This window comes from Paraburkholderia phytofirmans PsJN, from assembly GCF_000020125.1.
In the GTDB taxonomy this organism is placed as follows: Bacteria; Pseudomonadota; Gammaproteobacteria; order Burkholderiales; family Burkholderiaceae; genus Paraburkholderia; species Paraburkholderia phytofirmans.
Map to the genome: position 1 here is coordinate 3053608 of NC_010676.1, position 24833 is coordinate 3078440.

Below are 24833 nucleotides of genomic sequence, written 5' to 3' on the forward strand. Positions count from 1 at the left end.
AGTCTGATGGATTGCCTGCTGGTGCCGCGCGAATAGGACGCAGGTTCGACGCGCATGGTCAAATGGGGCTTTTGAGGGAGGACCGCATGAGTGCTGTCAACGATAAGGAAGCCGCTGACCGGACCGTCAAGCTCTACTCGGTGCGCGACTTTTTCCGCAGACCCGAGAAACACCAGTTCACGATTTCGCCGGATGGCCGGCATCTCTCGTTCTTGACCCGGCACGCCGGCCGCCAGAACATCTTCGTTCAGGAAGTCGGCCCCGATGGCTCGCCGCTTGGAGATGCGCGGGCGCTGACCAACGAAACCGAACGCGATGTACCCGGCCACGCCTGGAAAGGCAACGACCGCATTCTGTTCGTCAAGGACTTTGGCGGCGACGAAAACTATCACGTGTTGTCCGTGCCGATCCACGGTGGCGAACCGGTCGACCTGACGCCGTTCGAAGGCGTCAAGGCGAGTATCGTCGACGATCTCCGGGACGATGACCGCCATATCCTGATTCAGATGAACCGGCGCGACCCGCAGGTGTTCGACGTGTTTCGCGTCGACGTGGTCACGGGCGCGTTCACCCCGATCGCCGAAAACCCCGGCAACATCATGGGCTGGATGACCGACCACGCCGGCAGCCTGCGCGTCGCCACGGCCTCGGACGGCGTCAACACCACCCTGCTCTATCGCGATACCGAAACCGAACCGTTCCACCCGATCCTGACGACCAACTTTCGCGAAACGGTGTCGCCGCTATTTTTCACCTTCGACGATCGGCGCCTGTACGTGCTCTCCAATCGAGGCCGGGACAAGACGGCCATCTTCGAGTTCGACCCGCAGACCGCGCAGGAGGGCGAGCTGCTGTTCGAAACCGAACACGTGGACGTGGGCGGCATGACTTTTTCGAATCACCGGCGCGTGTTGACTGCCGCGTGGTATGTGGATGACCGCCTACATCGGCATTTCTTCGACGAGTGGGCGCGCTCGATCCACGAGGATCTGGCGCGTCAGTTGCCCGGCCAAGAAATCGCGATCACGAGCATCACACGCGACGAATCGCGCGCGATCGTGCACGCTTCGAGCGACCTGTCGCCGGGCTCGATCTGGACATACGATATCGCCAGCCGTCATCTGTCCAGGCTCACTGAGCTGATGCCCTGGCTCGACCCCGCCGACATGGCGCACATGGAACCGATCCACTTCGCCGCGCGCGATGGGCTGCGGATCAACGGCTATTTGACGTTGCCCGCGGGCATTGAACTCGGGCAAAAGCTGGAGCGCCCGCTTCCGCTGATCGTCAATCCGCACGGAGGACCATGGGCGCGCGATTCTTGGGGCTTCAACCCTGAAGCGCAATTGCTCGCTAATCGTGGGTATGCCGTCTTGCAGTTGAACTTCCGCGGATCGACGGGCTATGGACGCGCGTTCTGGGAAGCAAGCTTCGGTCAATGGGGCAAGTCGATGCAGGACGACATCGACGACGGTATCGACTGGCTCGTCGGGCAAGGTCTGGCCGACCCCGCACGCGTGGGCATCTACGGCGCGAGCTACGGAGGCTATGCGGTGCTCGCCGGCGTAGCGTTCACACCCACGCGCTATGCGGCTGCGGTGGATTATGTCGGCGTCTCCAACCTGTTCACGTTGCTCGAATCGTTGCCGCCGTATTGGAAGCCGATGCTCGACATGATGTACGAGATGATCGGCAACCCGCAAACCGAAGCGGGCAAGCAGGCGCTGCACGACGCGTCTCCGCTATTTTTCGTGGATCGGATCGTGACGCCGCTATTCGTCGCGCAGGGCGCGAACGACCCGCGAGTCAAGCAAGCCGAAAGCGACCAGATCGTGAGCGCGCTGCGCGAGCGTGGGATCGACGTCAAGTACATGCTCAAAGACAACGAAGGGCACGGCTTCCACAACGAAGAAAACCAGTTCGAGTTCTACGAAGCCATGGAAGCCTTTCTTGCGCAACATCTGGGCGGCCGTTCGGGAGCGTAGCGTCAAAGGATCTGCATGGGACGGCGGCTGGCGCAAACTCGCGGCGGCCTGCCGTGCCGGACACGACAGGCCCATGCCGATTTAAAGTCCCCTCAAGAACGCCACTAGCAAGTCGTTGACTTCGGCTGAACGTTCCCGCTGAATCCAATGCCCCGCGCCATCGAGAATATGGCAGCCGCGCAATCCGGGCAGCACGCGTGTCAGGTTCTCGAGACGCGCCTGCGAACCCGGAAACTTGAGAACATCGTCTCTCGCGCCGGCTACGAACATCGAAGGCTGACGGATCACGGCTCCTCGCCATGCGGCCATGAGTTCCGACGAGCGTCGAATAGCGCGGTACCAGTTGAGGCCGCCTCTGAAGCCCGTGCGCGCGAACTCGCCCGCGACATAAGCGATCTCTTCGCTGGTGAGCCAGCCGGGCAGCGTCTCGGGGTCGACTGTGCTATCGAGAAAACTTGCGCCGGGCACTAATATTCCCGCCACGACGCGCTCGGGTCCATCGCCTGACATACTGAAGGTGATGCGTCGAATCGTAGCTTCCGGGTCGGCCTCGAACTCACGCTCGGCTACGCCGGGCGTCTGGAAGTACTGCATATAGAACGTTCGTATTCCCTGGCGATCCAGTGCGCCAAGCAAATCTTCCCGTGCGGGCGGATGAAACGGCACGCTCATGCCGACAACGGCACGGAACAGATCCGGCCGCAACATCGCCGAATTCCAGGCGACCGGCGCGCCCCAATCGTGGCCGACGATCACGGCCTTGCTTTCACCGAGCACGTTGACGAGTTCGACCATGTCGCCGACAAGATGCAACATCGTGTACGAGTCCGCGTCAGGCGGCGCATCGGTGCCGCCGTAGCCGCGCATATCGGGTGCGACGGCGCGGAAGCCCGCAGCGGCGAGCGCCGCCAATTGATGTCGCCAGGAGTACCAGGACTCCGGAAAGCCATGGCATAGCAGCACTAGCGGACCGCTGCCCTGGCTGGCCACACGCATGCGCAGCGCGCCCACCTGCAGTGTTTCGAGGCGAAGTTCGTGCAAGGTCGGCTCCATAAGGTTTAGTTTAGCGTCGGCAGCAAGCCCGGCAGCCTGGCGGCGGCCTTGGCCCCGCTATGCAGTTGACGTTCGGCGCACGTGTACTTGGGAGGATGCCCATTCGCCCATCTCAAGGGGATACGCGTACCTCGTTGTTGATCCGCTCGTGAATGGCCTCGCAATGGCGAACTAGTGCCGGACGCGAGAGCACGTACTGCTTCAACGGCGTGTCGATCCGGTAGAAGTAGATGTTGGCGACAAAGCCATAGATCGCCGCGTCGACGGTTGCCGGCTCGGGGCCGAAAACGAATCCGTCGTTGCCAAGCAGATCCGCCACGACACGCAGATCGTCGATACCTCTCGCATAGACCTGCTCCGGCTCATAGCGGCCAATGCCTTGATAGTGATAGCGCAGCCGGTTGTATTCACGCGCGGCTTCCAGATCGCTCGCACTCACGTCTTCGTGTGTGGCGAGAATGGCGTCGCGGAAAGACGGCCAGAAGCGGTCGTCGCGCCAGCGTGAAAAGCTCATCGGCCAGTACAGGTCGTCGAGCGTTCTTCGAACCAGGAAGTCGAGATTCAACTGTCCCGGCGAAAGCGCGTGGTCGATGCGCAGGTCGTACCGGTGCTTTAAATGAGCGATGATCCCATCGCTATCGCCGATCGTTTCTTCGCCATCGACCAGATACGGCAACTGTCCGCGCGGCGCAAGGCTCGTGTCGAGGATGTGCCGATGCTCGAACTCCATCCCGCACAGACGCATGAACGCGAATACCTTGAGACCGAAGGGATTGTTGTCGGCGACGCCGAACAGGTCGGGATAGGAATAAAGCGTCATCATGAGGCACTCCTCGCCAGGGACCGTCACTTTGCGAAGTAGTCGCTACCGCGGAGTGCGGAAGTGAGCGGGCACGATGCTGCCAAGCTTACTCGACTCGTGGTTGACCGTCATGTGATTGGCGTGCGAACGCGTCGATCGGGCGCGCGGACGCCCGGTGAACGTATGTCGGCGTAAATGGTTTTCCCGAGGCGGGCTGCGCTATCTCCCTAGCTCAGTGACCCAAGCCGCTCCTGGCAAGTTGCTGTTCAACGAACTGGGCAAACAGCGAATGCAGATGCGTCGTCGGATGAAGGTCGTCGGCGAACATGTACGTCTGGTCCGCGTTGCTGGTCACGTAGGTTGGAGGCGAACACAGCAAGGCCGTGTTATCCGGCGTTTTCTTCGGGTCGCAGGCCTGGCCCGTGTTCGACACGGCAAAGCCATTGGCCTGAAAGTTAGCGATGATCCCGTTCAACCACGTATAGGCATCGACCTGGATGACTTTCGCTTGCACACCCGCGGTTTGCAACCCGGTGTTCAGAGTGTCGTTGAACAATTGCGATAACTGGGTCAAGTTTGCGCCGCCATCGGACGAGGCAAGACCGGTTGGCGAGAGCCCGACATTCGGAACATTGACCACCACGACGTGCGCGCCGCCGTTCTGGACGATCTGCCCGACGACCTGAGCCAGCGTGCTGGCCGCCGTCTGCACGGTCGGCGCCGCAGCAGGCAACTGCCCGGCGCGAAGCACGTCGTTCGCGCCGGCCCAGACGAGCACCAGTTGATTGGAATTGAAACTGCCGTGCGCCGAAAGATAGCTGGACACCTGCTGATTGACCGGCATCTCGATGTTGCCGATCACCGAGGTCAGAAAGTCCGATTGGTTGGCCGGCGTCGCTACAGTAGCACCGCCTTCCGCATAACCGAGGCCGCCTTGCGCAGTAAGCTTGTGCGTGATATCGATCGTGTACGCAGCCTTTAGCGTGTCGCCGTAGTACTGCGCGACGTCCTGAGTCCACACCTGCCCGGGATTAGTCGTAAAACGGCCGCCGCCGACCGCGCTTGCGAGCGGCGCGTAGGTTCCGACGTCGGAAAGGCTGTCGCCGAACGAGACGATTTGCAGATTGATGCCGCCTGCCGGTGTCGCAGCTGGGCTGCCGCTATTCGAGTCGCCTCCGTGCCCACCGCATGCCGTAAGCAGTGAGACCGCCACTGCAAAAATTGCAGCGCGTACCGTGTCATTTCTTCTTGGCATCGCAACGTCTCCCTGGCTGGCTGGAGACGTTGCGACGTTACAGCTTGATTGCCGGTCGCTCTCTCCCGATAAGCACTCTTTTAAAGCAATAAGCGTGCGCTATCGTGACCGGCGCTGCGCTGACGTCGTGCAGGCTTTCGAGAACGCTGTGCGACGCGGAGCAATCAGGGGAACACCGCCGCTTTCAAGGGAAGGATTCTGTAGCAACCCAGCGTCCCGTTTTCGGCGCATCCCTCGTGGCATATCTGACGCATTTCGCCAGCGTAGAATCACACACTCGCTTCGAGACACCCGCTCCCTATTACACGCAAAACGGCTCCGACATGGAAATCAAGTGGATCGAGGATTTCATCGCACTTTCCCAGTATCAAAGCTTCTCGCGCGCGGCGGAGTTTCGGAATGTCACCCAGTCAGGGTTCAGCAGGCGCATTCAGTCACTTGAGCAGTGAGTGGGCGCGGACCTGATCGACCGCAGCAGTTTCCCGCCGACGCTGACGCCTGCAGGACAACTGTTTCGTGAGGCCGCAGTCGACATACTGGGAAAACTGTTCGATACGCGGGCCATCATTCGCATCGATCAACGCATGGCGGGCAAAGGCTTGCAGATTGCAGCGGGCCATACGATCGCGCTGAGTTTCTTGCCGGCCTGGTTGAAGGCGCTCACGGCGCGTTTCGGCGAGGTCCGCGCCCGAGTGATACCCACCAATGTCCACGACTCCATTCTGATGCTCGTGAACGGCAATTGCGAACTGATGTTTGCTTATCATCACCCGGAGCTTCCGCTGCACCTCGACCCGGTCAGGTACGAGCATCTCACCGTGGGCGTCGATGTGCTGCTGCCTGTTTGCCGACCCAATCCACGTGGCGCGCCTATGTTCCGGCTGCCGGGAACGGCGGCCCGAGCCTTGCCGTTGATTTCGTATACGGAAACCAGTTACTTCGGCCGCTGCCTTGCCCTGCTTTTGAGCCGGGTCGACACGACGCCGGCTTTGCGGCCGCACTACGAGTCCGATATGGCCGAGGTGCTCAAGAAACTGGTGCTGGAAGGCGAAGGTATCGCATGGCTTCCCAAAAGCTCGATCGTCGCCGAACTCGACGCGGGCGAGTTGGTCCTCGCGGGCCGCGACACATGGAGTCTCGAAGTCGAATTGCGCGCCTACCGGGATGCGTCGAATCGCAATGAGTTTCTCGACATGCTCTGGCGCCACCTTCGCGCTGCGTCGCCGGCGGTCGATTAGGGGTTAACCCGCCTTATGCGAGTTTCGCATATCCCCATGCCAGACCCGCATCGTGTGTTTTTTGCCCGTCTCTATCATCCGTCCATACACCTTCCTCGGACTGATGGAAATGAAAAACCGTCTTACTTTCTATATTGTGGCCGGCATGGCGCTCGGCGTGATCGTCGGCTATGTGTGTCATCGCAGCGCTGCGGGCGCTGCCGAAGCGAAGACCATCGCGGGTTACTTCTCGATCATTACCGACATTTTCTTGCGGCTCGTGAAGATGATCATCGCGCCGCTAGTCTTCGCGACGTTGGTGTCTGGGCTCGCCGGCATGGAAGGCACAAGCGATGTGCGCAGGATCGGGTTCAGGTCGGTGGGATGGTTCGTATGCGCGTCGCTATTCTCGCTCGCGCTCGGCCTCGCCCTCGCGAACGCGCTGCAACCTGGTGCGGGACTGCATATGACGCAGACCAGTTCCGACGTGGCCACGGGCCTGAACACCGCGGGCCTGAATTTCAAGGACTTCGTCACGCACGCGTTTCCTTCCAGCATCATCGATGCGATGGCGCGAAACGACATCCTGCAGATCCTTGTCTTTTCCGTCCTGTTCGGCGTCGTTCTAAGCGCCATCAAAAAAGACCCGCGTGTCACACCGTTGATCGCCGGCATCGATGCGCTCGTACCGGCCATGTTGAAACTGACCGACTACGTGATGCGGCTCGCGCCCATCGGTGTCTTTGGCGCTCTGGCATCCGCGATTACCGTGAATGGCCTGGATGTGCTGACCACGTACGGCAAGCTCGTCGGCAGTTTCTATCTCGGTCTCGTCACGCTGTGGATTGTCCTCATCTTCGTCGGCTATGCCTTTCTGGGCAAGTCGATCTGGAGGTTGTTGAAAGCGGTCCGGGAACCCGCCATGCTCGCCTTTTCGACCGCGAGTAGCGAGGCTGCTTACCCGCGTCTTACCGAGAAGCTCGAAGCGTTCGGTATCGACAAGAAAGTCGTCGGTTTTACGCTGCCGCTCGGCTACGCGTTCAATCTCGACGGCTCGATGATGTATCAGGCGTTTGCCGCGATTTTCATTGCGCAGGCATTCGGCATCGACATGCCGCTCGGCGCGCAGATCATGATGTTGCTGGTCTTGATGTTGAGCAGCAAGGGAATGGCCGGCGTCGCAAGAGGTTCCGTGGTGGTGGTGGCCGCCATTGCGCCGATGTTTCATCTGCCTCCTTCCGGCGTAGTGCTGATCCTCGCGATCGATCAGATACTCGATATGGGGCGAACCGCGACGAATGTAATTGGCAATAGCATCGCGACGGCGGTTATCGCGAAGTGGGAAGCGAAGCGTGCGGTCAAACATATCGACGGCGCCGACAGCCCGGCGTTGGGCCGATTGCAAGAATTGCGCGAATTGCAAGGCGAGACGAAATGATCGGCGCAAGCGTGCTGAGCGGGAAAAAGTTCGGCGTGGTGGGCGGCCTGGGTCCGCTGGCGAGCGCCGACGTCTTTTTCAAGCTCGTTAAATCGACACCCGCGTCGAGCGATGCGGAACACGTCGACGTCATCTTCGAGCAGCATCCGTTTCGCGGCGCGGTCGCCGGTGGCGAAGCAACGACTCAGCGGAAGCTGTACATCTTCGACATGATCAGCGGTTTCGAGAAGCGAGGCGTGACGACCGTCGTACTCCCGTGCTTTCTCAGCCATACGTTCATCGATGAGTTGAAGGCTAACTCACCGCTGCAGATTGTCGATATGGTCGAAGCCGTGCGCAGCCATGTGCGTAGAAAATTTCCGACGGCACGGCGAATCGGCGTGCTGACCTCGGACTTCACCCGTCGAAAAGGCTTGTTTGAAAAATACTTCGCGACGCCGGAGTTTGAAGTCATTCATCCCCGCCCACGCGAGGACATCGACCTCGTCACGGAAGCGGTTTACGGCGCGAACGGCGTCAAGAGCGGCAACCTGTCCGGCCGGCCTGTTGCACTTCTGCGCGAGGCGTGCGAGGACCTGATCGCACAAGGCGCAGATATCATCGTGCCGGGCCTTACCGAAATCGCACTTGTGGCCGAGGAAATGGATCTGTTTCGCGTACCGCTCATCGATTCGAATCTCGCCTATGCGCAGTACGTGATAGCGAGCGATTACGGTTCGCCTGAATCGATTTTCAAAGTAGGCGTGGTGGGTGGCGTTGGTCCGGCGGCGACGGTGGATTTCATGCAGAAGATCGTGCGCAACACGCCGGCGAATCGCGACCAGGACCACATCAAGCTTTTGATTGAACAGAACCCCCAGATTCCCGATCGCACGGAAAACCTGATTGGCGACGGCCCCGATCCGACTATTTCGCTCTACGCGACCTGCAAAAAGCTCGAGTCGGGCGATGCGGATCTCATCGCTATTCCGTGCAACACGGCGCATGCATTTGTCGAACGCATTCAGCCGTATCTGAGCATACCGATCGTCAATATGCTGACGGTGACGGTCCGTCATCTTCGAGAGACGTATCCGGCGCTTCGCTCCGTCGGCGTGCTGGCCACTTCGGGGACGATCGCAAGCGGCGTCTACGAGAAAGCACTGGAATCAGAGGGATTGCGGCAAACCGTGCCGCGCGCGGAATTGCAGGCGCGGGTCATGGAAGCAATCTACGGCAATAAAGGCGTGAAAGCAGGCTTTACCACCGGGCAGTGCCTGGACGATATCTCCGCTGCCATTGATGGACTCGTTGCGGAAGGTGTGGAAGTCATCATCCTGGGATGCACCGAGTTGCCGCTTCTATTGCCGAAGCAGAGCTTCGTGGGCACGACCGGCGCGCGCGTCAGTCTGGTCGATCCGACCGATGTCCTTGCACGGCAATGCGTGATTCTGGCGACGGCGCCCGCGCTACCCGGTCCGGTCTTTAGCGCGCCCGGTCGATCGCGCTGACGGCCAACTCGTGCGCCAGGTCCGCGTACAGTTCGGCCCACTTGCCTATCAAACTGGGATCATCGGTCAGAAAAAGCGGATGTTCGGCCCAGGCGCTGACGTCCGCACCTTTCCAGGCCATTTCGAATATCCGCAACTCCTCATCCTCGCTGACGCCGACGTCAACCAGTTCGCCGAACGAGGCCAGGTTGGAGAGCGACACATTTTCGGCCGCGATGCCGTGGATAGCGGCCAACGCGCCGGTCGCCCGCTTTCGGGCGTCGTCACGGCTGCCGGCAAACAGGAACACGATGCTTTCGCTGTGCGCGTTGTTCGCCACCGCCCGATACAGCGAAGTTTTGCAGCGATGACTCAGTTGCGTGCCCATGGTTGCCCCCGGTTCCGAAAACTGTTCGTCGTTTTGCTCCACCACCTCAGTTGCGCCGATTTGCGTCTCCGGGCGCTGCTGCCGGTCGCGGTATCTGTCGCTGCTCCAGTACAGGTAAATACCGCACACAACCAGGCAGGCCAGCGCGAGAATCCCGACGCCTCCAAGTATCGCAAGATCCGCATGCGCCATTTCGGGCCTCCTCTAGTCTCGCGCGTGTCACGCCCGCCATTGCGGGACCTTGCCGGCACGCTATCTATCAGAATACGGCGGCCCCACGCGACTTTTTAAACCGTCCCACGCATGACCCGGACGCGGGCAGCGGAAAATCGGTCTGCTCGCATCGCCAGCGTGGCCATTGCGAGCGCAGGAACGATGCTTCGAGTATCTGATGGGAGTGGCTAATGATCAACAGAGCACACCTCTCTATTGACCAATCGATCGCGCTATAGGACGCTATGAGGCTATGACAATGCGCCGGACGGCTGCCACGTCGCGCGCTCGTCTCCTGAAAACGCCGCGCCGCAAAACGCCCGGCCCAAGTCGCGGCGCGTAATTTCAGTGGTTTCTTTAGCAGTGGGTGCGCATGCCGCCCATTGCATCTACACCCCGGCCAGCGCCGGGAGTTCCACCTCGTAAGAAACCCGTTCGCGCCAGCTGTTCATTTCCGGCTGATGAGCCACGCGACTCTGACGCGGCGCGCTGTCGACATGTCTCGGCAGCGGCGCCGGATAGCGTGCACGTTTCTTCTCAAGAATGGCCTGGCTCAAAAACTCCGCGCTGTACGCCTTCAACAGGTGCGCATGATGTGCTTCGATGTACGCGGCGATCTGCGCCTGTTCACCGTCGATCGTAGCGAGCAGCTTCAGCGTCTGCGCATCCCAACGAAAGCGCAGGCCGAGTTCATCGAAAGCGGCGTTATAGGCGCACAGTTGCGCCTGGATTTCAGCATGGTGCGCGCTGTCGCCAGCGTCGAATTGCGAGGGGTTCATGGTCGTCTCCATCAGGCAGGTGGCATGAACGAAGAGTAGAAGAGCCCATAAATAAACAATAGTTAAAGTTTTTTCGAAAAACGATAGTGCTTTGTTTATATATTGGTTTACCCCAAGTGGTCACGGCATCAAGTTTCGCCCACCTTGGACAGCGGGCAATCGCCGTCAATCGGCCCGTGGGCAAGGGCGACAGCGCATCCATTAGGAATGCCGAATGCAAACCATAAAATGTTTTAACTTTTCCTTATTGCTGTTCTCGCGCAGCATCCACTCAGACGCGCTGCACGACCCATTGCCTCTCACTCGCCGGTTGCTCTCGACGGGTAAGGGTTTTCGTTAGTGCAGCTCCCTCTGGCCGACCATTGGCGCCTCGCTGCCGCAAATAAAACGGCGATGAAGCGGTTCGATCACGTAAGTCCAACGCGCCGTTTGAGCGCGACGGAATATACAGGAGACGGAGACATGGGACATTCCAGTGCATCGGAAAGAGGCCGCACTGCATTCACGCATCACCGCTGGGTGCAACTCGCGATCGGCATTGTGTGCATGGGGCTCGTCGCGAATCTGCAATACGCGTGGACGCTGTTCGTCGTACCCATGGACAACGCCCACCATTGGGGACAAGCGGCGATCCAGACGGCATTCACGATCTTCATCGTCACCGAAACCTGGCTCGTGCCCGTCGAAGGCTGGCTCGTCGACAAGTTCGGGCCGCGCCCGGTCGTCATCGGCGGCTCGCTGTGTGCGGCGCTCGGCTGGATCATCGACGCCCATGCGAACAGTCTCGCCGAGCTGTACGCCGCGGCAGTCATCGCCGGGATCGGCGCGGGCTGCGTGTACGGCACCTGTGTGGGCACGGCGCTCAAATGGTTTCCGGACAAGCGCGGTCTCGCGGCGGGTTTGACCGCCGCAGGTTTTGGCGCCGGCGCGGCCGTCACCGTGATCCCGATTGCCGACATGATCCAACGCTCGGGCTATCAGCACACCTTCATGTTCTTCGGCATTTTCCAGGGCGTCTGCATTCTGCTGCTCGCCACCATGCTGATTCGGCCGAAGCCGCCCGCTACCGCCGTCGCCACTAAACGCATCGTCGCTAGCAAGATCGACTACACCCCTGGCGAGATGATCCGTTCGCCGCTCTTCTGGGTGCTGTATCTGATGTTCGTGTTCGTTGCAGCCGGCGGCATCATCGCGACTGCGCAGCTCGGGCCGATTGCGAAGGAATTCGGCTTCGCCAAGCTACCCGTGAGCCTGATGGGCATCACGCTGCCGCTCCTCACGATGACACTGTCCATCGACAACCTGTGCAACGGTTTTACCCGTCCGTTGTGCGGCTTTCTTTCGGATCGCATCGGCCGGGAAAACACGATGTTCATGATCTTTCTCGGCGAAGGCGTCGCACTGCTGGGACTCATGCAGTTCGGCCATAACCCGTATGCCTTCATGTTCTTCGCCGCCGCCGTATTCCTGTGCTGGGGCGAAATCTTCTCGATCTTCCCGGCGACCTGCGCGGATACGTTCGGCAGCAAATACGCCGCAGCCAACGCGGGAACGCTGTACACCGCGAAGGGCACGGCATCGATGCTGGTGCCGCTGGCATCGGTGCTGTCGGCGAACGGCGGATGGAGCACGGTGTTCATCTCCGCCGCCGTAGTGTCGATCGCGGCAGCCGTGTCCGCGAAATTCATCCTCGCCCCCATGAGAAAGCGCTGGATCGAAAACTCAGGCGCGCCGGCCAGCGTCGTTATCGCCGAAGCACGGCTGCAGCCGTCGTCCGGCGGCTCGCCTGATTGACTGACCACGTGAGCGCCCCGCTCACGAAATACCACACACGCCCCGCCACCAAGGAGAGATGTCATGGCAGAAGCCGACCAGCCCACAACAGACAACACGTCGACACAACAGGCGACCGAGACGACCGACGGATTCCATCTCGTCATCGACGCGCTGAAACTGAACGACATCAAAACCATCTTTGGCCTGGTCGGCATCCCGATCACCGACCTGGCGCGTCTTGCTCAGGCGGAAGGCATGCGTTTCATCGGCTTTCGTCATGAACAGCACGCGGGCAATGCAGCGGCCGTTTCCGGTTACATGACGAAGAAACCCGGCATCTGTCTGACGGTGTCGGCGCCGGGTTTTCTGAATGGACTGACCGCACTCGCCAACGCGACCACCAACTGCTTCCCGATGATCCTGATCAGCGGTTCCAGTGAACGCGAAATCGTCGATCTGCAGCAAGGCGATTACGAAGAGATGGATCAGTTGAACGCAGCCAAGCCGTACGCGAAGGCCGCTTATCGCGTGCTGCATGCGGAAGATATCGGCATCGGCGTGGCGCGCGCGATCCGCGCTGCGGTGTCGGGCCGCCCTGGCGGCGTCTATCTGGACTTGCCCGCCAAGCTGCTCGCGCAAACCATGGACGCCGTGAAAGCGCAGCAATCGCTGGTGCGCGTGGTCGACGCGGCGCCTCGTCAATTGCCCGCGCCTGAATCGGTCAAGCGCGCGATTGACGTTCTGAAGAGCGCCAAGCGTCCGCTAATTCTGCTCGGCAAAGGCGCAGCGTACGCGCAGGCCGACGCGGAGATTCGCGGCTTCGTCGAACAAAGCGGCATTCCGTATCTGCCGATGTCGATGGCCAAGGGCCTGCTGCCCGATACGCACGAGCAATCGGCGTCGGCGGCGCGTTCGTTCGTGCTGCAGGAAGCCGACGTCGTCGTGCTGATCGGCGCGCGCCTGAACTGGCTGCTCTCGCATGGCAAAGGCAAGACGTGGGGCGCCGAGCCGAAGAAGTTCGTCCAGATCGACATCTCGCCGACGGAAATCGACAGCAACGTCGCGATTGCCGCGCCGGTGATCGGCGATATCGGCTCGTGCGTGGCGGCGCTGCGCGAAGGCCTCGATGCGAGCTACAAAAAGCCGGGCACCGAATGGACCGGCGCGATCGCCGAACGCAAGAACAAGAACCTCGCCAAGATGGCCGCGACGCTCGACAAGAACCCGTCGCCGATGAACTTCCACAGCGCGTTGCGCGCGATCCGCGATGTGCTGAAAACACGGCCGGACATCAACGTCGTCAACGAAGGCGCGAACACGCTCGACTACGCGCGCAGCATCATCGACATGTACGAGCCGCGCAAACGCTTCGACTCGGGCACGTGGGGAATCATGGGCATCGGCATGGGCTTCGCGATCGGCGCAGCGGTGACGAGCGGCAAACCGGTCGTCGCGATCGAGGGCGACAGCGCGTTCGGTTTCAGCGGCATGGAGCTCGAAACCATCTGCCGTTACGACCTGCCGGTTTGCACCATCGTCTTCAACAACAACGGCGTATATCGCGGCACCGACGTGAACCCGACCGGCGGCAAAGACGTCGCGCCGACCGTGTTCGTGAAGAACGCGCGCTACGACAAGATGATCGAGGCATTCGGCGGCATCGGCTATCACGCGACCACGCCGGAAGAACTGACGAAGGCGCTGCTCGAATCGATCGCCTCGGGCAAACCGAGCCTGATCAACGCCGTCATCGACGAAGCGGCCGGCACCGAAAGCGGCCGCCTGACCAATCTGAATCCGCAAAGCGCGGCAATGAAAAAGTAATCTGGGCAACCACGGAGATTCAACATGACCAAACCTCTCGAAGGCATCAGGATCATCGACTTCACCCACGTTCAGGCGGGCCCCGCATGCACGCAGTTGCTCGCCTGGTTCGGCGCGGACGTCATCAAGGTTGAGCGGCCGGGTTCCGGCGACGTGACGCGCAACCAGTTACGCGATATCCCTGACGCCGACGCGCTGTACTTCACGATGCTCAACAGCAACAAGAAGTCGCTCACACTGGACACGAAAAAACCCGAAGGCAAGGAGGTGCTCGAAAAGCTGATCCGCGAATCGGACGTGCTGGTCGAGAATTTCGGCCCCGGCGCGTTGGACCGGATGGGCTTTTCGTGGGAACGCCTGAACGAACTTAATCCGAAGATGATCGTCGCTTCGGTGAAGGGCTTCAGCGACGGCCACCACTACGACGACCTGAAGGTCTACGAAAACGTCGCGCAATGCGCCGGTGGCGCGGCCTCCACCACCGGCTTCTGGGACGGCCCGCCGACCATCAGCGCGGCGGCGCTCGGCGACAGCAACACCGGCATGCATCTGGCCATCGGCATTCTGACCGCACTGCTGGGACGCGACAAAACCGGCAAAGGCCAGAAGGTCGCGGTATCGATGCAGGACAGCGTGCTGAATCTGTGCCGCGTAAAACTGCGCGATCAGCAGCGGCTGGAACGTGTCGGCTATCTGGAAGAATATCCGCAATATCCGCACGGCGAGTTCAGCGATGTCGTGCCGCGTGGCGGCAATGCGGGCGGCGGCGGCCAGCCGGGTTGGGTGCTCAAGTGCAAGGGCTGGGAAACGGATCCGAACGCGTACATCTACTTCACGATCCAGGGCCACGCGTGGGAACCGATCTGCAAGGCGCTCGGCAAGCCCGAGTGGATCGACGATCCGGCCTACAAGACGGCGGAAGCACGCCAACCGCATATCTTCGAGATCTTCAAAACGATTGAAGGTTGGCTCGCCGATAAAACCAAGTTCGAAGCCGTCGACATCTTGCGCAAGTTCGACATTCCGTGCGCGCCGGTGCTGACGATGAAGGAACTGGCCAACGATCCTTCGCTGCGCGCGAGCGGCACGATTGTCGAAGTGCCGCACAAGAAACGCGGCTCGTATCTCACCGTCGGCAGCCCAATCAAGTTTTCGGATCTGAAGCCGGAAGTCACTGCCTCGCCGCTGTTGGGCGAACACACCGAAGAAGTGCTCGCGAGCCTCGGCTACAGCAAGCAGGACATTTTCAACCTGCGCGAAGTGAAAGCGGTTTAAATGGTGCTACGCAAGGCCGGGTATCAGCCCGGCCTTGCCGATGCGGCGCCCCTGGCGGCGCCGTATTCTTTTGAGCATCGTGTTGTCACATTTGGGGGGAACGCTATGCAGGACGCCATCGACTTCCAGCAACTTGCCAACGCGATCGGCGACGCGATCATCATCTCCGACGCTGGCGGCAGCATCACATTCTGGAACCCCGCGGCTGAACGCATGTTCGGCTTCACACAGGGCGAGGCGCTCGGTAATTCGCTGGACCTGATTATTCCGGAGCGTCTGCGCGGCCGGCATTGGGACGGCTATCACAAGACTATGGCAACGGGCGAAACCCGCTATGGGAACGATGTGCTGCGTGTGCCGGCCGTGCATAAGGACGGACGCTCGCTCTCGATCGCCTTTACGGTCGCATTGCTGCATTCGCCGCAAAACGAACTCACCGGCATCGTCGCCGTGATCCGCGACGAGACCAGCCGCTTCCAGGAGGATCGCCTGCTGCGCAAGCGGCTTGCGGAATTGGAGGCATCTGCCGGCGCGTGAGCGCCCCTGCTTCGCTCCCTTTCGGTCCATCGCTGTAGACTCTGCCAGATCGCGTTTTCAATCACACCGGATCAGGCAACATGGACCGCATCGACGCAATGAAGGTGTTCGTCGCCACGCTCGACGAAGGCAGCCTGGCGGGCGCAAGCCGTCGACTCGGCCGCTCGCCCGCCGCGGTTAGCCGTGCTATTGCGTTTCTCGAAGAGCATGTCGGCACGGCCTTGCTGCATCGCACGACGCGCACCATCAAACTGAGCGAAGCCGGCGAACGCTATGCCGCCGCCTGCCGCCGCATTCTCACCGATCTCGAAGAGGCCGATCTGCTGATCGCCGGCGAGCGCTCCGCGCCGCGCGGGCTGCTCACGATCACCGCGCCGGTGGCCGCCGGCCAGGACATGCTGCAGCCGATCATCGACGAATTCGTCGACCGCTATCCGGCTGTGTCGGTCCGCCTGAATATGCTCGACCGCCCGGTGAGCCTCATCGACGAAGGGATGGATCTGGCGTTGCGCATCGCTCATCTGCCCGATTCCACGCTGGTGGCCATTCCGGTCGGCGAAGTGCGGCGGGTCGTTGCCGCGTCGCCTCGCTACCTGGCCAAGCACCCTCCCATCACCGACCCTGCCGATCTGGCCCAGCATCAGATCATCTCCATGACTCACTTCGGCCTGGATTCGTGGAGCTTTCCGCCGCCGAACGGTTCGACGATTCCACGCGTCGTGCAGTTCACGCCACGCTTTATCGTCAACAGTATTCAGGCGGCCGTGGCCTCGGCGGTCGCGGGCCACGGTGTCACCCGCATGTTTTCATACCACGTCGCCGAACAGGTCAAGGAGGGCACGCTGAAGATCGTCCTGAGCGACAACGAACCCGCCCCGCTGCCGGTTCACCTGCTGACGCCGCACGGGCGCCTCGCCGTGCCCAAGGTTCGCGCGTTCGTCGATTTCGCGACGCCGCGTCTGCGCAAGCATTTCACCCAATCCCAGCGGATTACCACCAGAAATTGAACCGTTTCGCGGAAGAATGTCTGCCGTGCCGCGTGGATTCTCTCTTCAATCGGTTCAATCTAGACTTGTCTCCATCGAGATCACCTAACGCAAGCCGTCGGCCATTCAGCAATTCACAGGCATGACCGACGCCACGCTCGACTCGAATCGGCGATCTTCGTAACGGACACACATCCCGCGCATGGATAGCGGCCATAGCGCCGACGCTCCAAGCATTGTCTGTCACATCGCGAAGCATTGCGGATTCAGTTTGCAATCCTCATAAGAGGCATTGCGAGCGGTGACCTTCGTAGCTTTTGTGTCGACCCCGCCAGCAAGACACGTCGGCGCGTAACCGAACAGTGGAGGCAGCGATGCAACGTGCAGTCGTCAACGGACCGATCCCGCCGGCATTCAATGTGTGGCGCGGCGCGCTGGCAGGCGCCAGCGCGAGCCTGGTCGGTATCGGCCTCGCGCGCTTCGCCTATACCCCGCTGTTGCCGGCGATCGTCAGCGCGCACTGGTTTCCGGCGTCGACCGCCGCGTATCTCGGCGCGGCCAATCTCGGCGGCTATCTGGCGGGCGCGCTCGCGGGTGGTTGGCTCGCACGGCGTTTCGATGCCACCTCCGTATTGCGCGCGATGATGCTGCTCGCCACCGTCGCGTTCGTCGCCTGTGCCTTTCCGGTTTCGTTTCTGTGGTTCTTCGTCTGGCGCTTCGCATCCGGCCTGGCAGGCGGCGCGCTGATGGTGCTGGCCGCGCCGACAGTCCTCGCGCACGTGAGCCCATCGCGCAGGGGTTTTGCGAGCGGCGCGATCTTCAGTGGGATCGGTCTCGGCATCGTGGCATCCGGAACGATCGTGCCGATCCTGCTGCGCCAGGGTCTGATGGAAACGTGGCTGGGACTGGCGGCGATCTCCCTCGCGCTGACTGCCGTCGCGTGGAACGGCTGGCCGGGACGAGGTGAATCCGCCGCGCAGCACACGACGCATCACACACGCCATGGCCAGACTTATCCGGCTGCGTCGCTGCGCGCGCTCTACACCGAATACGCGTTGAACGCCGTCGGCCTCGTTCCGCACATGATCTTTCTCGTCGATTTCGTGGCGCGCGGCCTCGGCAAAGGTCTCGATGCCGGCGCGCAATACTGGGTGCTGTTCGGCCTTGGGGCGATTGTGGGCCCGCTGCTGACAGGTCATCTGGCTGACCGCGCCGGCTTCGGTCCGGCGTTGCGTGCGGCCTTTGTCCTGCAGATCGCCGCGGTCGCGTTGCTGGCTGTCGTGCGTGGACCTGCGGCATTGATCGTGTCGAGCGTCGTAGTCGGCGCATTCGTGCCGGGCATCGTGGCGCTCGTGCTCGGCAGGATCAATGAATTGCTCGCGCATCATCCGGCCGCCCAGAAAGGCGCGTGGAGCGCGGCGACCACCAGTTTCGCCGTCTTGCAGGCCGTCGCGGCGTACGGTTTGTCGTTTCTGTTTGCACACGACGGCGGCAATTACACCGCGCTGTTCGTGATCGGCGCAGCGTCTTTGGCGCTTGCTCTCGCGGTGGATCTGTTCGCGGCGCTTCGCCTCGGTCCGAAGCAAGCCTAACCAATCCGCTGCAGGCACCTCCACGCACTACTCGACCTGTGAGAACCCCATGACCTCCAACACCCGCTTTCTGCAGGCAATCGGCGCACAGCATCCCATCATTCAGGCGCCGATGGCAGGCATTTCGACGCCCGCTCTCGCCGCCGCGGTTTCCAATGCCGGCGCGCTCGGCTCGATCGCCGTGGGTGCGAGCACCGCGCAGCAGGCGCGCGAGTTGATTGTCGCGACACGCGCACTCACCAGCAAGCCGTTCAATGTCAACGTGTTCTGCCATCGCCCGGCGTACAGCGATCCGCTTCGCGAAGCGACCTGGCTCGCGCATCTGCAGCCGCTGTTCGCTGAGTTCGGCGCCAGAACGCCGGTGGCGCTCAAGGAGATCTACACGAGCTTCGTGGTCGACGAGGCGCTGCTGCAAGTGTTGATCGAAGAGCGTCCCGCTGTCGTCAGTTTTCATTTCGGGCTGCCATCACGCGAATGGATCAATGAACTGCATCGCGCCGGCATTCTGCTGTTCGGATGCGCGACCACGCCACACGAAGCCCGGCAAATCGAGCAGGCGGGACTCGATGCGATCGTCGCGCAAGGTGCGGAAGCAGGCGGTCACCGTGGCGTCTTCAATCCCGACGACGACGCGATGATAGGCACCCTTGCGCTAGTCCGGATGATCGCCAGACAGTCGACGCTGCCGGTCATCGCCGCGGGCGGCATCATGGACGGTCAAAGCGTTGCGGGCGCACTGCTCCTCGGAGCGAGCGCAGTGCAGATGGGCACCGCATTCGTGCTGTGTCCGGAATCGGGCGCGGATGCCGCCTACCGCACCGCATTGACCACCCAACGCGCGTACCGGACGGCCGTGACGGCCGCGATCTCCGGCCGTCCTGCGCGCGGTTTGAGCAACCGGCTGTATATCGACGTAGACTCGCCGGACGCGCCGCCGCTGCCCGACTATCCGATTGCATACGACGCCGCCAAGGCGCTGAACGCCGCCGCCCGCGCCAAGGGCAACACGGAATTTGCTGTCCAGTGGGCGGGCCAGGGCGCACCGCTCGCGAGAGCGTTGCCTGCGGCGCAATTAGTTGCCACATTGATGAGCGAACTTGCCGAAGCACAGGGTCAGTCACGCTCGCATTCGTTTGCCGGGAAGACGATATGAACACCCCCTCGCAAGTTTCCGTGCCGTCCGGTCAGCCAATGCACGGCCTCGACTATTCGGCGCGACATGAACGTTACTGGCGCCGCAATCTGGCCGTGTGCGTATTCGGCTCGTTCACGACGCTCGTCAGCCTGAGCATGCTGCTGCCGTTCTTGCCCATCTATGTCCAGCAACTCGGCGTGCAGTCGCAGTCCGCCGTCATCCAGTGGTCGGGAATCGCGTTCGGCGCCACATTTCTCGGCACTGCCGTCACGGCGCCCGTGTGGGGGCGCCTTGCCGATCGTTATGGCCGCAAGCCGATGCTGGTGCGCGCGGCCGTCGGCATGGCCGTGGTGATGTCGTTGATCGGTGTTGCGCACAACGTGCATCAACTCGTCGCCCTGCGTTTGCTCGCGGGTCTGGTGGGCGGCTACTCGTCGGCGTCGACGGTGATGGTCGGCACCCAGGCGCCGAAGGAACGCGCGGGCTGGGCGCTCGGCGTCCTGTCCACGGGCGCGCTGGCCGGCAACCTGATCGGGCCGCTCGTCGGCGGTTTTTTGCCGGGCTGGCTCGGCATTCGCGGCACGTTCTTCGCCGGCGGCGCCATGATCGCGGTCGCCGCCCTGCTCACGATTTTTGTCGTCAAGGAAGATTTCGATCCTGCCACTCATTCGAGCCGCCGTCCCCCAGAACACGCCACGGCGAGTACGCATCGCAACAACTACCCGGTGATCGCCGCGTTGCTCGTCACGGCGATGATGGTGCTGCTTGCCAACATGTCGATCGAGCCGGTCATCACCGTCTATGTGGGCAGTCTCGGCGTGCAGTCGCTGCATCTGGCGCGCGTGGCGGGTATCGTGATGGCCTGTTCGGCTTTCGGCAGCATGCTGACGGCCGCGCGCCTCGGCGCATTGGCCGATCGGGTCGGCAGTTGGAACGTGATCGTCGCTTGCCTGGTGCTCACGGGTCTGGTGATGATTCCGCAAGCGTTCGTTCACGCGTGGTGGCAACTCGCGGGTTTACGCGCGCTGATGGGCATGACGCTGGCGGGTCTCCTGCCTGCGATTGCGAAACTCGCCCGGCATGCAGTGGAAGAGCACAAGACCGGTCAGATGCTCGGCTATCTGCAGTCGGCGCAATTCAGCGGACAGGTCGTCGGTCCGATTATCGGCGGCGTGATCGCTGTCCATCTCGGGCTGCACTCCGTGTTCTTCGTCACCGGCTCGTTGCTGGTGGCGTGTGCCGCGCTTGCGCAGTGGGCCCGGACTCGTCAGAGTCTCGCTGTTTGATCGGCGAAACTGCCGCCGTCATTCGCCCGCGACTGTTTTACCCGACGGATTCTTTACCCTCGCGTGCAACTGCGTGCGAATCTCGCTCGCGACTGCCGGCGGCAGCGGAATATAGTCCAGGTCCTCCGCGGCCTGGTTGCCGTTCGTCAGCGCCCAGTCGAGAAATTTCAGCGTTTCCTCGCCACGCTCCGGTTTGTCCTGCGTGCTGTGCAGCAGGACATACGTCGCGCCGACAACCGGCCACGCATTCGCGCCCGCTTCATTGGTCAGGATCGGAAAGATCGATCTGGACCAGTCGGCGCTCGCGGCGGCGGCCTTGAATGTTTCCGGCCCGGGCTGAACCACGGCACCCGACGCATTTTCCATGGCCACGTACGACATATGGTTCTGCTTCGTGAAGTCCCACGCAACGTAGCCGATCGCGCCCGGCAAATGCTGTACGAAGGTAGCAACCCCCTCGTTGCCTCTTCCGCCTATTCCGCGCGGCCAGCGCACTGAGGTCCCCTCACCGATCTTGCTCTTCCATTCTGGGTCGACCTGCGCGAGAAAGTGCGTCCAGATCAGCGTGGTGCCTGAACCGTCGAGCCGACGAACCACCGCGATAGGCGTATCGGGCAGCTTGATCGTGGGGTTGATGGCGGCGATGGCTGGCGCATTCCAGCTGATGATTTTGCCCAGATAGATATCTCCAAGCACACGCCCCGAGAGTATCAACTCGCCTGGCTTGATACCAGGCAGATTGATAACCGGCACGACACCGCCGATTACGGTTGGAAACTGAACCAGTCCGTTCTTCGCCAACTCGTCATCGCTCAGCGGCGCGTCCGACCCGGCGAAATCGACCTGGCTGACCATGATCTCCTTCAAGCCTTCCGTCGACCCGACAGCGCGATAGCTCACCGTGCCGCCACCCGCGCGTTGATACGCGGTGGCCCATTTCGTATAAATCGGCGCGGCAAAAGTGCTGCCGGCACCGGTGATATCGGCGCTGTGCGCAGCGACCGTCAGAAAAGCGCCGGCCACACCGGCCAATAAGGTTTGTACATAGCTCACGAAAGACCTCACTCGGAATTGTTGTTGAAGCTCATGAAGTGAAGCTCGCCGGGTAACGACGCGTGGCGCAATGAAACTATTGTCTGGCGTAATCCTTTACGATTTCTATTTCCGCCAGTTGATCGTCGCGCTGTGTGTGCCAATCTGAAATAGACCGTGTGCAGCGCTGAATAACAACTTTTCTTATTACAGGACGATGAAGAGCAGGAAGCAAATTGAATCGCTCTATCACCACGGCATGGAGACAACTCGCCATTCGATTCGCCATACTGAACAGCGTGAGGTCTTCTGCGAGCGAAGGCATGTTGAATGGTCGCGTGGAATCCGCTGCGTGCACAATGCGGACATGGCCGCCGAGATTTTTACGTTGTAGGATTGGTATCACAGTTTGCCAAGCGACCCGATACGCGTCACCTTACGTTCACCTCACTTCCGTCCGCTTTTGGGACTCATGCAACTCGAGCCGATGAACTCCACACCTGACACGCGTGATCCCGCATCTGCAACCGCATCCGCACAGGAGCGCAACGCAGACAATCCCGGCAAACGAGGCGGCACGATTGCGCCGGACATGTCGCCAGCAGCCGCTTTTTCGACGCTGGCCATGCCAATGGCCGCGCAAGTGGCGCAACGCATCGGCAGCTTGTGCGTGAGCGCGGACTCGGAAAGTCCGCACAAACTGCGTGTCGTGCTGCGGCGCTTGCGTTCGCTATGGTGGGCTTACGATCCGCTTATCGACAGATCGCAGTCAAGATGGCAGCGGCGCGAATTCAAGGCGCTCGCCGATGCCGCCGGTCAAACGCGTGACTGGGATATCCTGAAACACTTACTGGCGGAAGACGTGTCGACCGCGCATTCTTTTGCGACGCTCTTCGAACATCTCGATCTATTGCGTGGCAGTGCGCTGATGCGCAGCCGCGCAACGATTGCCGAAGCGAACGCCGAAGCCGTGCTGACGCAGCGGATAGCGAGTGTGATTCAGCAACTCGACGCATGCTCGTTCGACGAACCACTCGCGGTGTTCGCTACCAGCCGAGTTGCAACGGCGAAGCAGACGCTGCGAAAACGGTTAAAGCGCGCGCTGGGAAATCCGCACGCCTGCTATGCCGAACTTCACGACGTCCGCATCGCGGGAAAGAAAGTGCGCTATCTGCTGGAGTTTTTCGCGCCGCTACTCGATAGCGGCGATGAGATCAGCGTCGTGGAACTCACGCAATTGCAGGACGAACTGGGCAAGCTCAACGATATCGTTTCGAGCGAAGCGCTACTCCTCGCGCACGCGGATCGGCTGGGTGAACCCGGCGTAGTAGACGACGCAATCGCGTATCTCGGGCAACGCAAAGGCCAGCACATGCAACGAGCGGATGCGGAGCTGCACGCACTCAGCGACCGGCTTGCCCTTGAGCGTCCCGGCGCCGGCATAAACTGACACCGACGATACGACGTTATACGGCCAACGCCACTGCCACTACCGCCGAAGCCGCGCGCAACAGCCCTTATCGCTCCTTGCGCCGACGAAATGCCCACCATCCCGCGAGCCCGGTAAAACCGGCGACGAGCAACACCATCACCCAGAAGCCGTGCCGGTTTTCAGCGAGCGGAATACCGCCGACGTTCATGCCGAAAAAACCCGCGACGATATTGATCGGCATCGCCAAAACCGTCACCAGCGTAAGCGTGAACAGCGTGCGGTTGTTCTGCTCTTCGAGGCGGGAGATGATTTCCTCCTGCAGCAACCTGACCCGTTCGATCAGCCCGGCCACGTCGGAGAGAACCACCGAAAACTCTTCAGTCGACTCACGCAGGTCCTGTACGTCGTCCGAATGAAGCCAGCGCGGCGGCCTTGCGAGCAGACGGAAGATCGCACCGGGTTCGGGCGCCAGCATGCGCTGTAAGCGCGTCAGCATTCGGCGCATCGCACCCAGGTCGATCCGGTTCTGAGTGGGCCGCTGCGAGAGAAACCTGTCCTCGATCCGGTCGACGTCGGCGCTGGTTCGCCGGACGATCTGCACCAACAGGTCAGCCTGATCACGCATCAGGTGAACCAGCAATTCCGCTGGAGACCTGAATACTTCGCCTTCCCGAACCGACGCGCGCAACCGGTCCACAGAACGCAGTGGCTTGAGACGCGCGGTCACGATAATCCGCTGGTTCGCGTAGATCCACAGCGTCGCGATCTCGGAGGGAGTGAACTCGAGATTGAACATGACGTCGTTCACGACCGCGCGCAGTGCGCCGTCCGCATGTTCGATACGCGTGGAATGCGAGCCTTCCCGCAATGCGTCGAAAAACGTCTCGGGCAAATCGAGCTGGGCTCTCATCCAACGCTCGCTGGCACTATGCGCCAGATTGAAGTGAAGCCAGAGAAACTCGCTGCCTTCGTTCGCGGGGCCGTTGGCGTCGTGGGCCTGCAGCCATTCGGCGACCTCGTCGGCGTCGACAGAGCGGCCGGCGAGAGTCGAAGAGAAGAGAAAGCCACAGACCATGCCGGACGAGTCCGCGCCGTAGGTTTGCAGTAGCAGATCAGATTTCATAGGTCATTCAGCGTTTGCTTCCCATGCGGGATTGGCCTATCCAGCAATTGGCGGCCGGAATCAGACTGTGGCAGCCGCCGCACGATTCCAATTTCAGGCGCCGCGCGGATTGAACCGGAATCAAAGGCCTGAGGATATCGCGGCCGATCAAAAGAAGGTTAACCCGCTAGTTTTCACGACGTCGACTTAGCGAATGCTTAAGGTTAGGCAAGCGGATCAATTAATTCGAGTAGTCA

At 61.3% G+C, this 24833-nt stretch carries 19 protein-coding genes and 1 pseudogene; 13 read left to right on the forward strand and 7 right to left on the reverse strand.

What is annotated here, in order from left to right; genetic code table 11:
- The first annotated feature begins 86 nt into the window (after positions 1–86).
- A complete protein-coding gene (locus tag BPHYT_RS33305) occupies positions 87–1985 on the forward strand; it encodes a S9 family peptidase (protein WP_012428525.1) in 1899 nt (632 codons plus the stop codon).
- Between the two features lie 81 nt (positions 1986–2066).
- On the opposite strand, the gene BPHYT_RS33310 is transcribed toward BPHYT_RS33305, so the two are convergent.
- The 3 genes from BPHYT_RS33310 to BPHYT_RS33320 all read right to left on the reverse strand — a co-directional run bounded on the left by BPHYT_RS33310 (position 2067) and on the right by BPHYT_RS33320 (position 5095).
- Entirely contained in the window at positions 2067–3026 is a 960-nt protein-coding gene (locus tag BPHYT_RS33310) for an alpha/beta fold hydrolase (protein ID WP_202945186.1), read from the reverse strand.
- A gap of 124 nt (positions 3027–3150) precedes the next feature.
- Positions 3151–3861 (reverse strand): glutathione S-transferase C-terminal domain-containing protein, encoded by a 711-nt coding sequence (locus BPHYT_RS33315; RefSeq protein ID WP_012428527.1) that lies wholly within the window; start codon positions 3859–3861, stop codon positions 3151–3153.
- 211 nt (positions 3862–4072) lie between these two features.
- Positions 4073–5095, reverse strand: coding sequence for an SGNH/GDSL hydrolase family protein (locus BPHYT_RS33320; protein ID WP_012428528.1), 1023 nt, complete (start codon positions 5093–5095; stop codon positions 4073–4075).
- Positions 5096–5418: 323 nt separating this feature from the next.
- Between BPHYT_RS33320 and BPHYT_RS33325 the strand changes: the two are divergent.
- From BPHYT_RS33325 to cuyB, 3 genes and pseudogenes are all read left to right on the forward strand, one after another.
- Positions 5419–6333, forward strand: a pseudogene (locus tag BPHYT_RS33325) (LysR substrate-binding domain-containing protein).
- 109 nt (positions 6334–6442) lie between these two features.
- Positions 6443–7750, forward strand: coding sequence for a dicarboxylate/amino acid:cation symporter (locus BPHYT_RS33330; protein WP_012428529.1), 1308 nt, complete (start codon positions 6443–6445; stop codon positions 7748–7750).
- On the forward strand, positions 7747–9240 hold the full coding sequence (cuyB, locus tag BPHYT_RS33335; protein WP_012428530.1) for a cysteate racemase: 1494 nt from the start codon (positions 7747–7749) through the stop codon (positions 9238–9240). The genes BPHYT_RS33330 and cuyB overlap by 4 nt, the downstream gene beginning before the upstream one ends.
- Here cuyB and BPHYT_RS33340 read toward each other — a convergent pair.
- A complete protein-coding gene (locus tag BPHYT_RS33340; RefSeq protein WP_012428531.1) occupies positions 9215–9799 on the reverse strand; it encodes a hypothetical protein in 585 nt (194 codons plus the stop codon). The two genes, cuyB and BPHYT_RS33340, sit on opposite strands and share 26 nt — an antisense overlap.
- Before the next feature lie 410 nt (positions 9800–10209).
- Positions 10210–10599, reverse strand: a complete 390-nt coding sequence (locus tag BPHYT_RS33345; RefSeq protein WP_012428532.1) for a hypothetical protein — start codon at positions 10597–10599, stop codon at positions 10210–10212.
- Positions 10600–11061: 462 nt separating this feature from the next.
- On the opposite strand from BPHYT_RS33345, the gene oxlT reads away from it, so the two are divergent.
- From oxlT to BPHYT_RS33385, 8 genes are all read left to right on the forward strand, one after another.
- Complete coding sequence (oxlT, locus tag BPHYT_RS33350) at positions 11062–12393, forward strand: oxalate/formate MFS antiporter (RefSeq protein WP_012428533.1); 1332 nt, start codon at positions 11062–11064, stop codon at positions 12391–12393.
- A 63-nt stretch (positions 12394–12456) separates the two neighbouring features.
- Positions 12457–14199, forward strand: a complete 1743-nt coding sequence (gene oxc / locus BPHYT_RS33355) for an oxalyl-CoA decarboxylase (RefSeq protein WP_012428534.1) — start codon at positions 12457–12459, stop codon at positions 14197–14199.
- Between the two features lie 24 nt (positions 14200–14223).
- Complete coding sequence (gene frc, locus BPHYT_RS33360) at positions 14224–15474, forward strand: formyl-CoA transferase (protein ID WP_012428535.1); 1251 nt, start codon at positions 14224–14226, stop codon at positions 15472–15474.
- Between the two features lie 105 nt (positions 15475–15579).
- The gene (locus tag BPHYT_RS33365; RefSeq protein ID WP_012428536.1) at positions 15580–16011 is read left to right on the forward strand and encodes a PAS domain-containing protein; all 432 of its coding nucleotides are present in this window, start codon (positions 15580–15582) and stop codon (positions 16009–16011) included.
- A gap of 80 nt (positions 16012–16091) precedes the next feature.
- Positions 16092–17018 carry a LysR family transcriptional regulator gene (locus BPHYT_RS33370; protein ID WP_012428537.1) on the forward strand — a complete coding sequence of 309 codons (927 nt, stop codon included), beginning with the start codon at positions 16092–16094 and terminating at the stop codon, positions 17016–17018.
- A 353-nt stretch (positions 17019–17371) separates the two neighbouring features.
- Entirely contained in the window at positions 17372–18589 is a 1218-nt protein-coding gene (locus tag BPHYT_RS33375) for a YbfB/YjiJ family MFS transporter (RefSeq protein ID WP_012428538.1), read from the forward strand.
- A 49-nt stretch (positions 18590–18638) separates the two neighbouring features.
- A complete protein-coding gene (locus tag BPHYT_RS33380; protein ID WP_012428539.1) occupies positions 18639–19742 on the forward strand; it encodes an NAD(P)H-dependent flavin oxidoreductase in 1104 nt (367 codons plus the stop codon).
- Positions 19739–21010 carry an MFS transporter gene (locus BPHYT_RS33385; protein WP_012428540.1) on the forward strand — a complete coding sequence of 424 codons (1272 nt, stop codon included), beginning with the start codon at positions 19739–19741 and terminating at the stop codon, positions 21008–21010. Before BPHYT_RS33380 ends, BPHYT_RS33385 begins: the two co-directional genes overlap by 4 nt.
- Before the next feature lie 18 nt (positions 21011–21028).
- Here the strand turns inward: BPHYT_RS33385 and pstS are convergent, their stop codons facing one another.
- Positions 21029–22063, reverse strand: coding sequence for a phosphate ABC transporter substrate-binding protein PstS (pstS, locus tag BPHYT_RS33390; RefSeq protein ID WP_012428541.1), 1035 nt, complete (start codon positions 22061–22063; stop codon positions 21029–21031).
- 466 nt (positions 22064–22529) lie between these two features.
- Between pstS and BPHYT_RS33395 the strand changes: the two genes are divergently transcribed.
- A complete protein-coding gene (locus BPHYT_RS33395; RefSeq protein ID WP_238535713.1) occupies positions 22530–23492 on the forward strand; it encodes a CHAD domain-containing protein in 963 nt (320 codons plus the stop codon).
- A 67-nt stretch (positions 23493–23559) separates the two neighbouring features.
- Here BPHYT_RS33395 and BPHYT_RS33400 read toward each other — a convergent pair whose 3' ends face one another.
- Positions 23560–24597 carry a transporter gene (locus BPHYT_RS33400; RefSeq protein WP_012428543.1) on the reverse strand — a complete coding sequence of 346 codons (1038 nt, stop codon included), beginning with the start codon at positions 24595–24597 and terminating at the stop codon, positions 23560–23562.
- Positions 24598–24833: the final 236 nt, after the last annotated feature.

Excerpts from the sequence above, each read along its gene's own strand:
- oxlT (WP_012428533.1), top strand. The coding sequence starts at position 11,062 with ATGGGACATTCCAGTGCATCGGAAAGAGGCCGCACTGCATTCACGCAT.
- BPHYT_RS33395 (WP_238535713.1), top strand. The coding sequence starts at position 22,530 with ATGAACTCCACACCTGACACGCGTGATCCCGCATCTGCAACCGCATCC.
- BPHYT_RS33340 (WP_012428531.1), bottom strand. The coding sequence starts at position 9,799 with ATGGCGCATGCGGATCTTGCGATACTTGGAGGCGTCGGGATTCTCGCG.
- BPHYT_RS33345 (WP_012428532.1), bottom strand. The coding sequence starts at position 10,599 with ATGAACCCCTCGCAATTCGACGCTGGCGACAGCGCGCACCATGCTGAA.
- BPHYT_RS33370 (WP_012428537.1), top strand. The coding sequence starts at position 16,092 with ATGGACCGCATCGACGCAATGAAGGTGTTCGTCGCCACGCTCGACGAA.
- BPHYT_RS33315 (WP_012428527.1), bottom strand. The coding sequence starts at position 3,861 with ATGATGACGCTTTATTCCTATCCCGACCTGTTCGGCGTCGCCGACAAC.
- BPHYT_RS33365 (WP_012428536.1), top strand. The coding sequence starts at position 15,580 with ATGCAGGACGCCATCGACTTCCAGCAACTTGCCAACGCGATCGGCGAC.
- BPHYT_RS33330 (WP_012428529.1), top strand. The coding sequence starts at position 6,443 with ATGAAAAACCGTCTTACTTTCTATATTGTGGCCGGCATGGCGCTCGGC.
- frc (WP_012428535.1), top strand. The coding sequence starts at position 14,224 with ATGACCAAACCTCTCGAAGGCATCAGGATCATCGACTTCACCCACGTT.
- BPHYT_RS33305 (WP_012428525.1), top strand. The coding sequence starts at position 87 with ATGAGTGCTGTCAACGATAAGGAAGCCGCTGACCGGACCGTCAAGCTC.
- cuyB (WP_012428530.1), top strand. The coding sequence starts at position 7,747 with ATGATCGGCGCAAGCGTGCTGAGCGGGAAAAAGTTCGGCGTGGTGGGC.
- BPHYT_RS33385 (WP_012428540.1), top strand. The coding sequence starts at position 19,739 with ATGAACACCCCCTCGCAAGTTTCCGTGCCGTCCGGTCAGCCAATGCAC.
- BPHYT_RS33380 (WP_012428539.1), top strand. The coding sequence starts at position 18,639 with ATGACCTCCAACACCCGCTTTCTGCAGGCAATCGGCGCACAGCATCCC.
- BPHYT_RS33400 (WP_012428543.1), bottom strand. The coding sequence starts at position 24,597 with ATGAAATCTGATCTGCTACTGCAAACCTACGGCGCGGACTCGTCCGGC.
- BPHYT_RS33375 (WP_012428538.1), top strand. The coding sequence starts at position 17,372 with ATGCAACGTGCAGTCGTCAACGGACCGATCCCGCCGGCATTCAATGTG.
- oxc (WP_012428534.1), top strand. The coding sequence starts at position 12,457 with ATGGCAGAAGCCGACCAGCCCACAACAGACAACACGTCGACACAACAG.
- BPHYT_RS33320 (WP_012428528.1), bottom strand. The coding sequence starts at position 5,095 with ATGCCAAGAAGAAATGACACGGTACGCGCTGCAATTTTTGCAGTGGCG.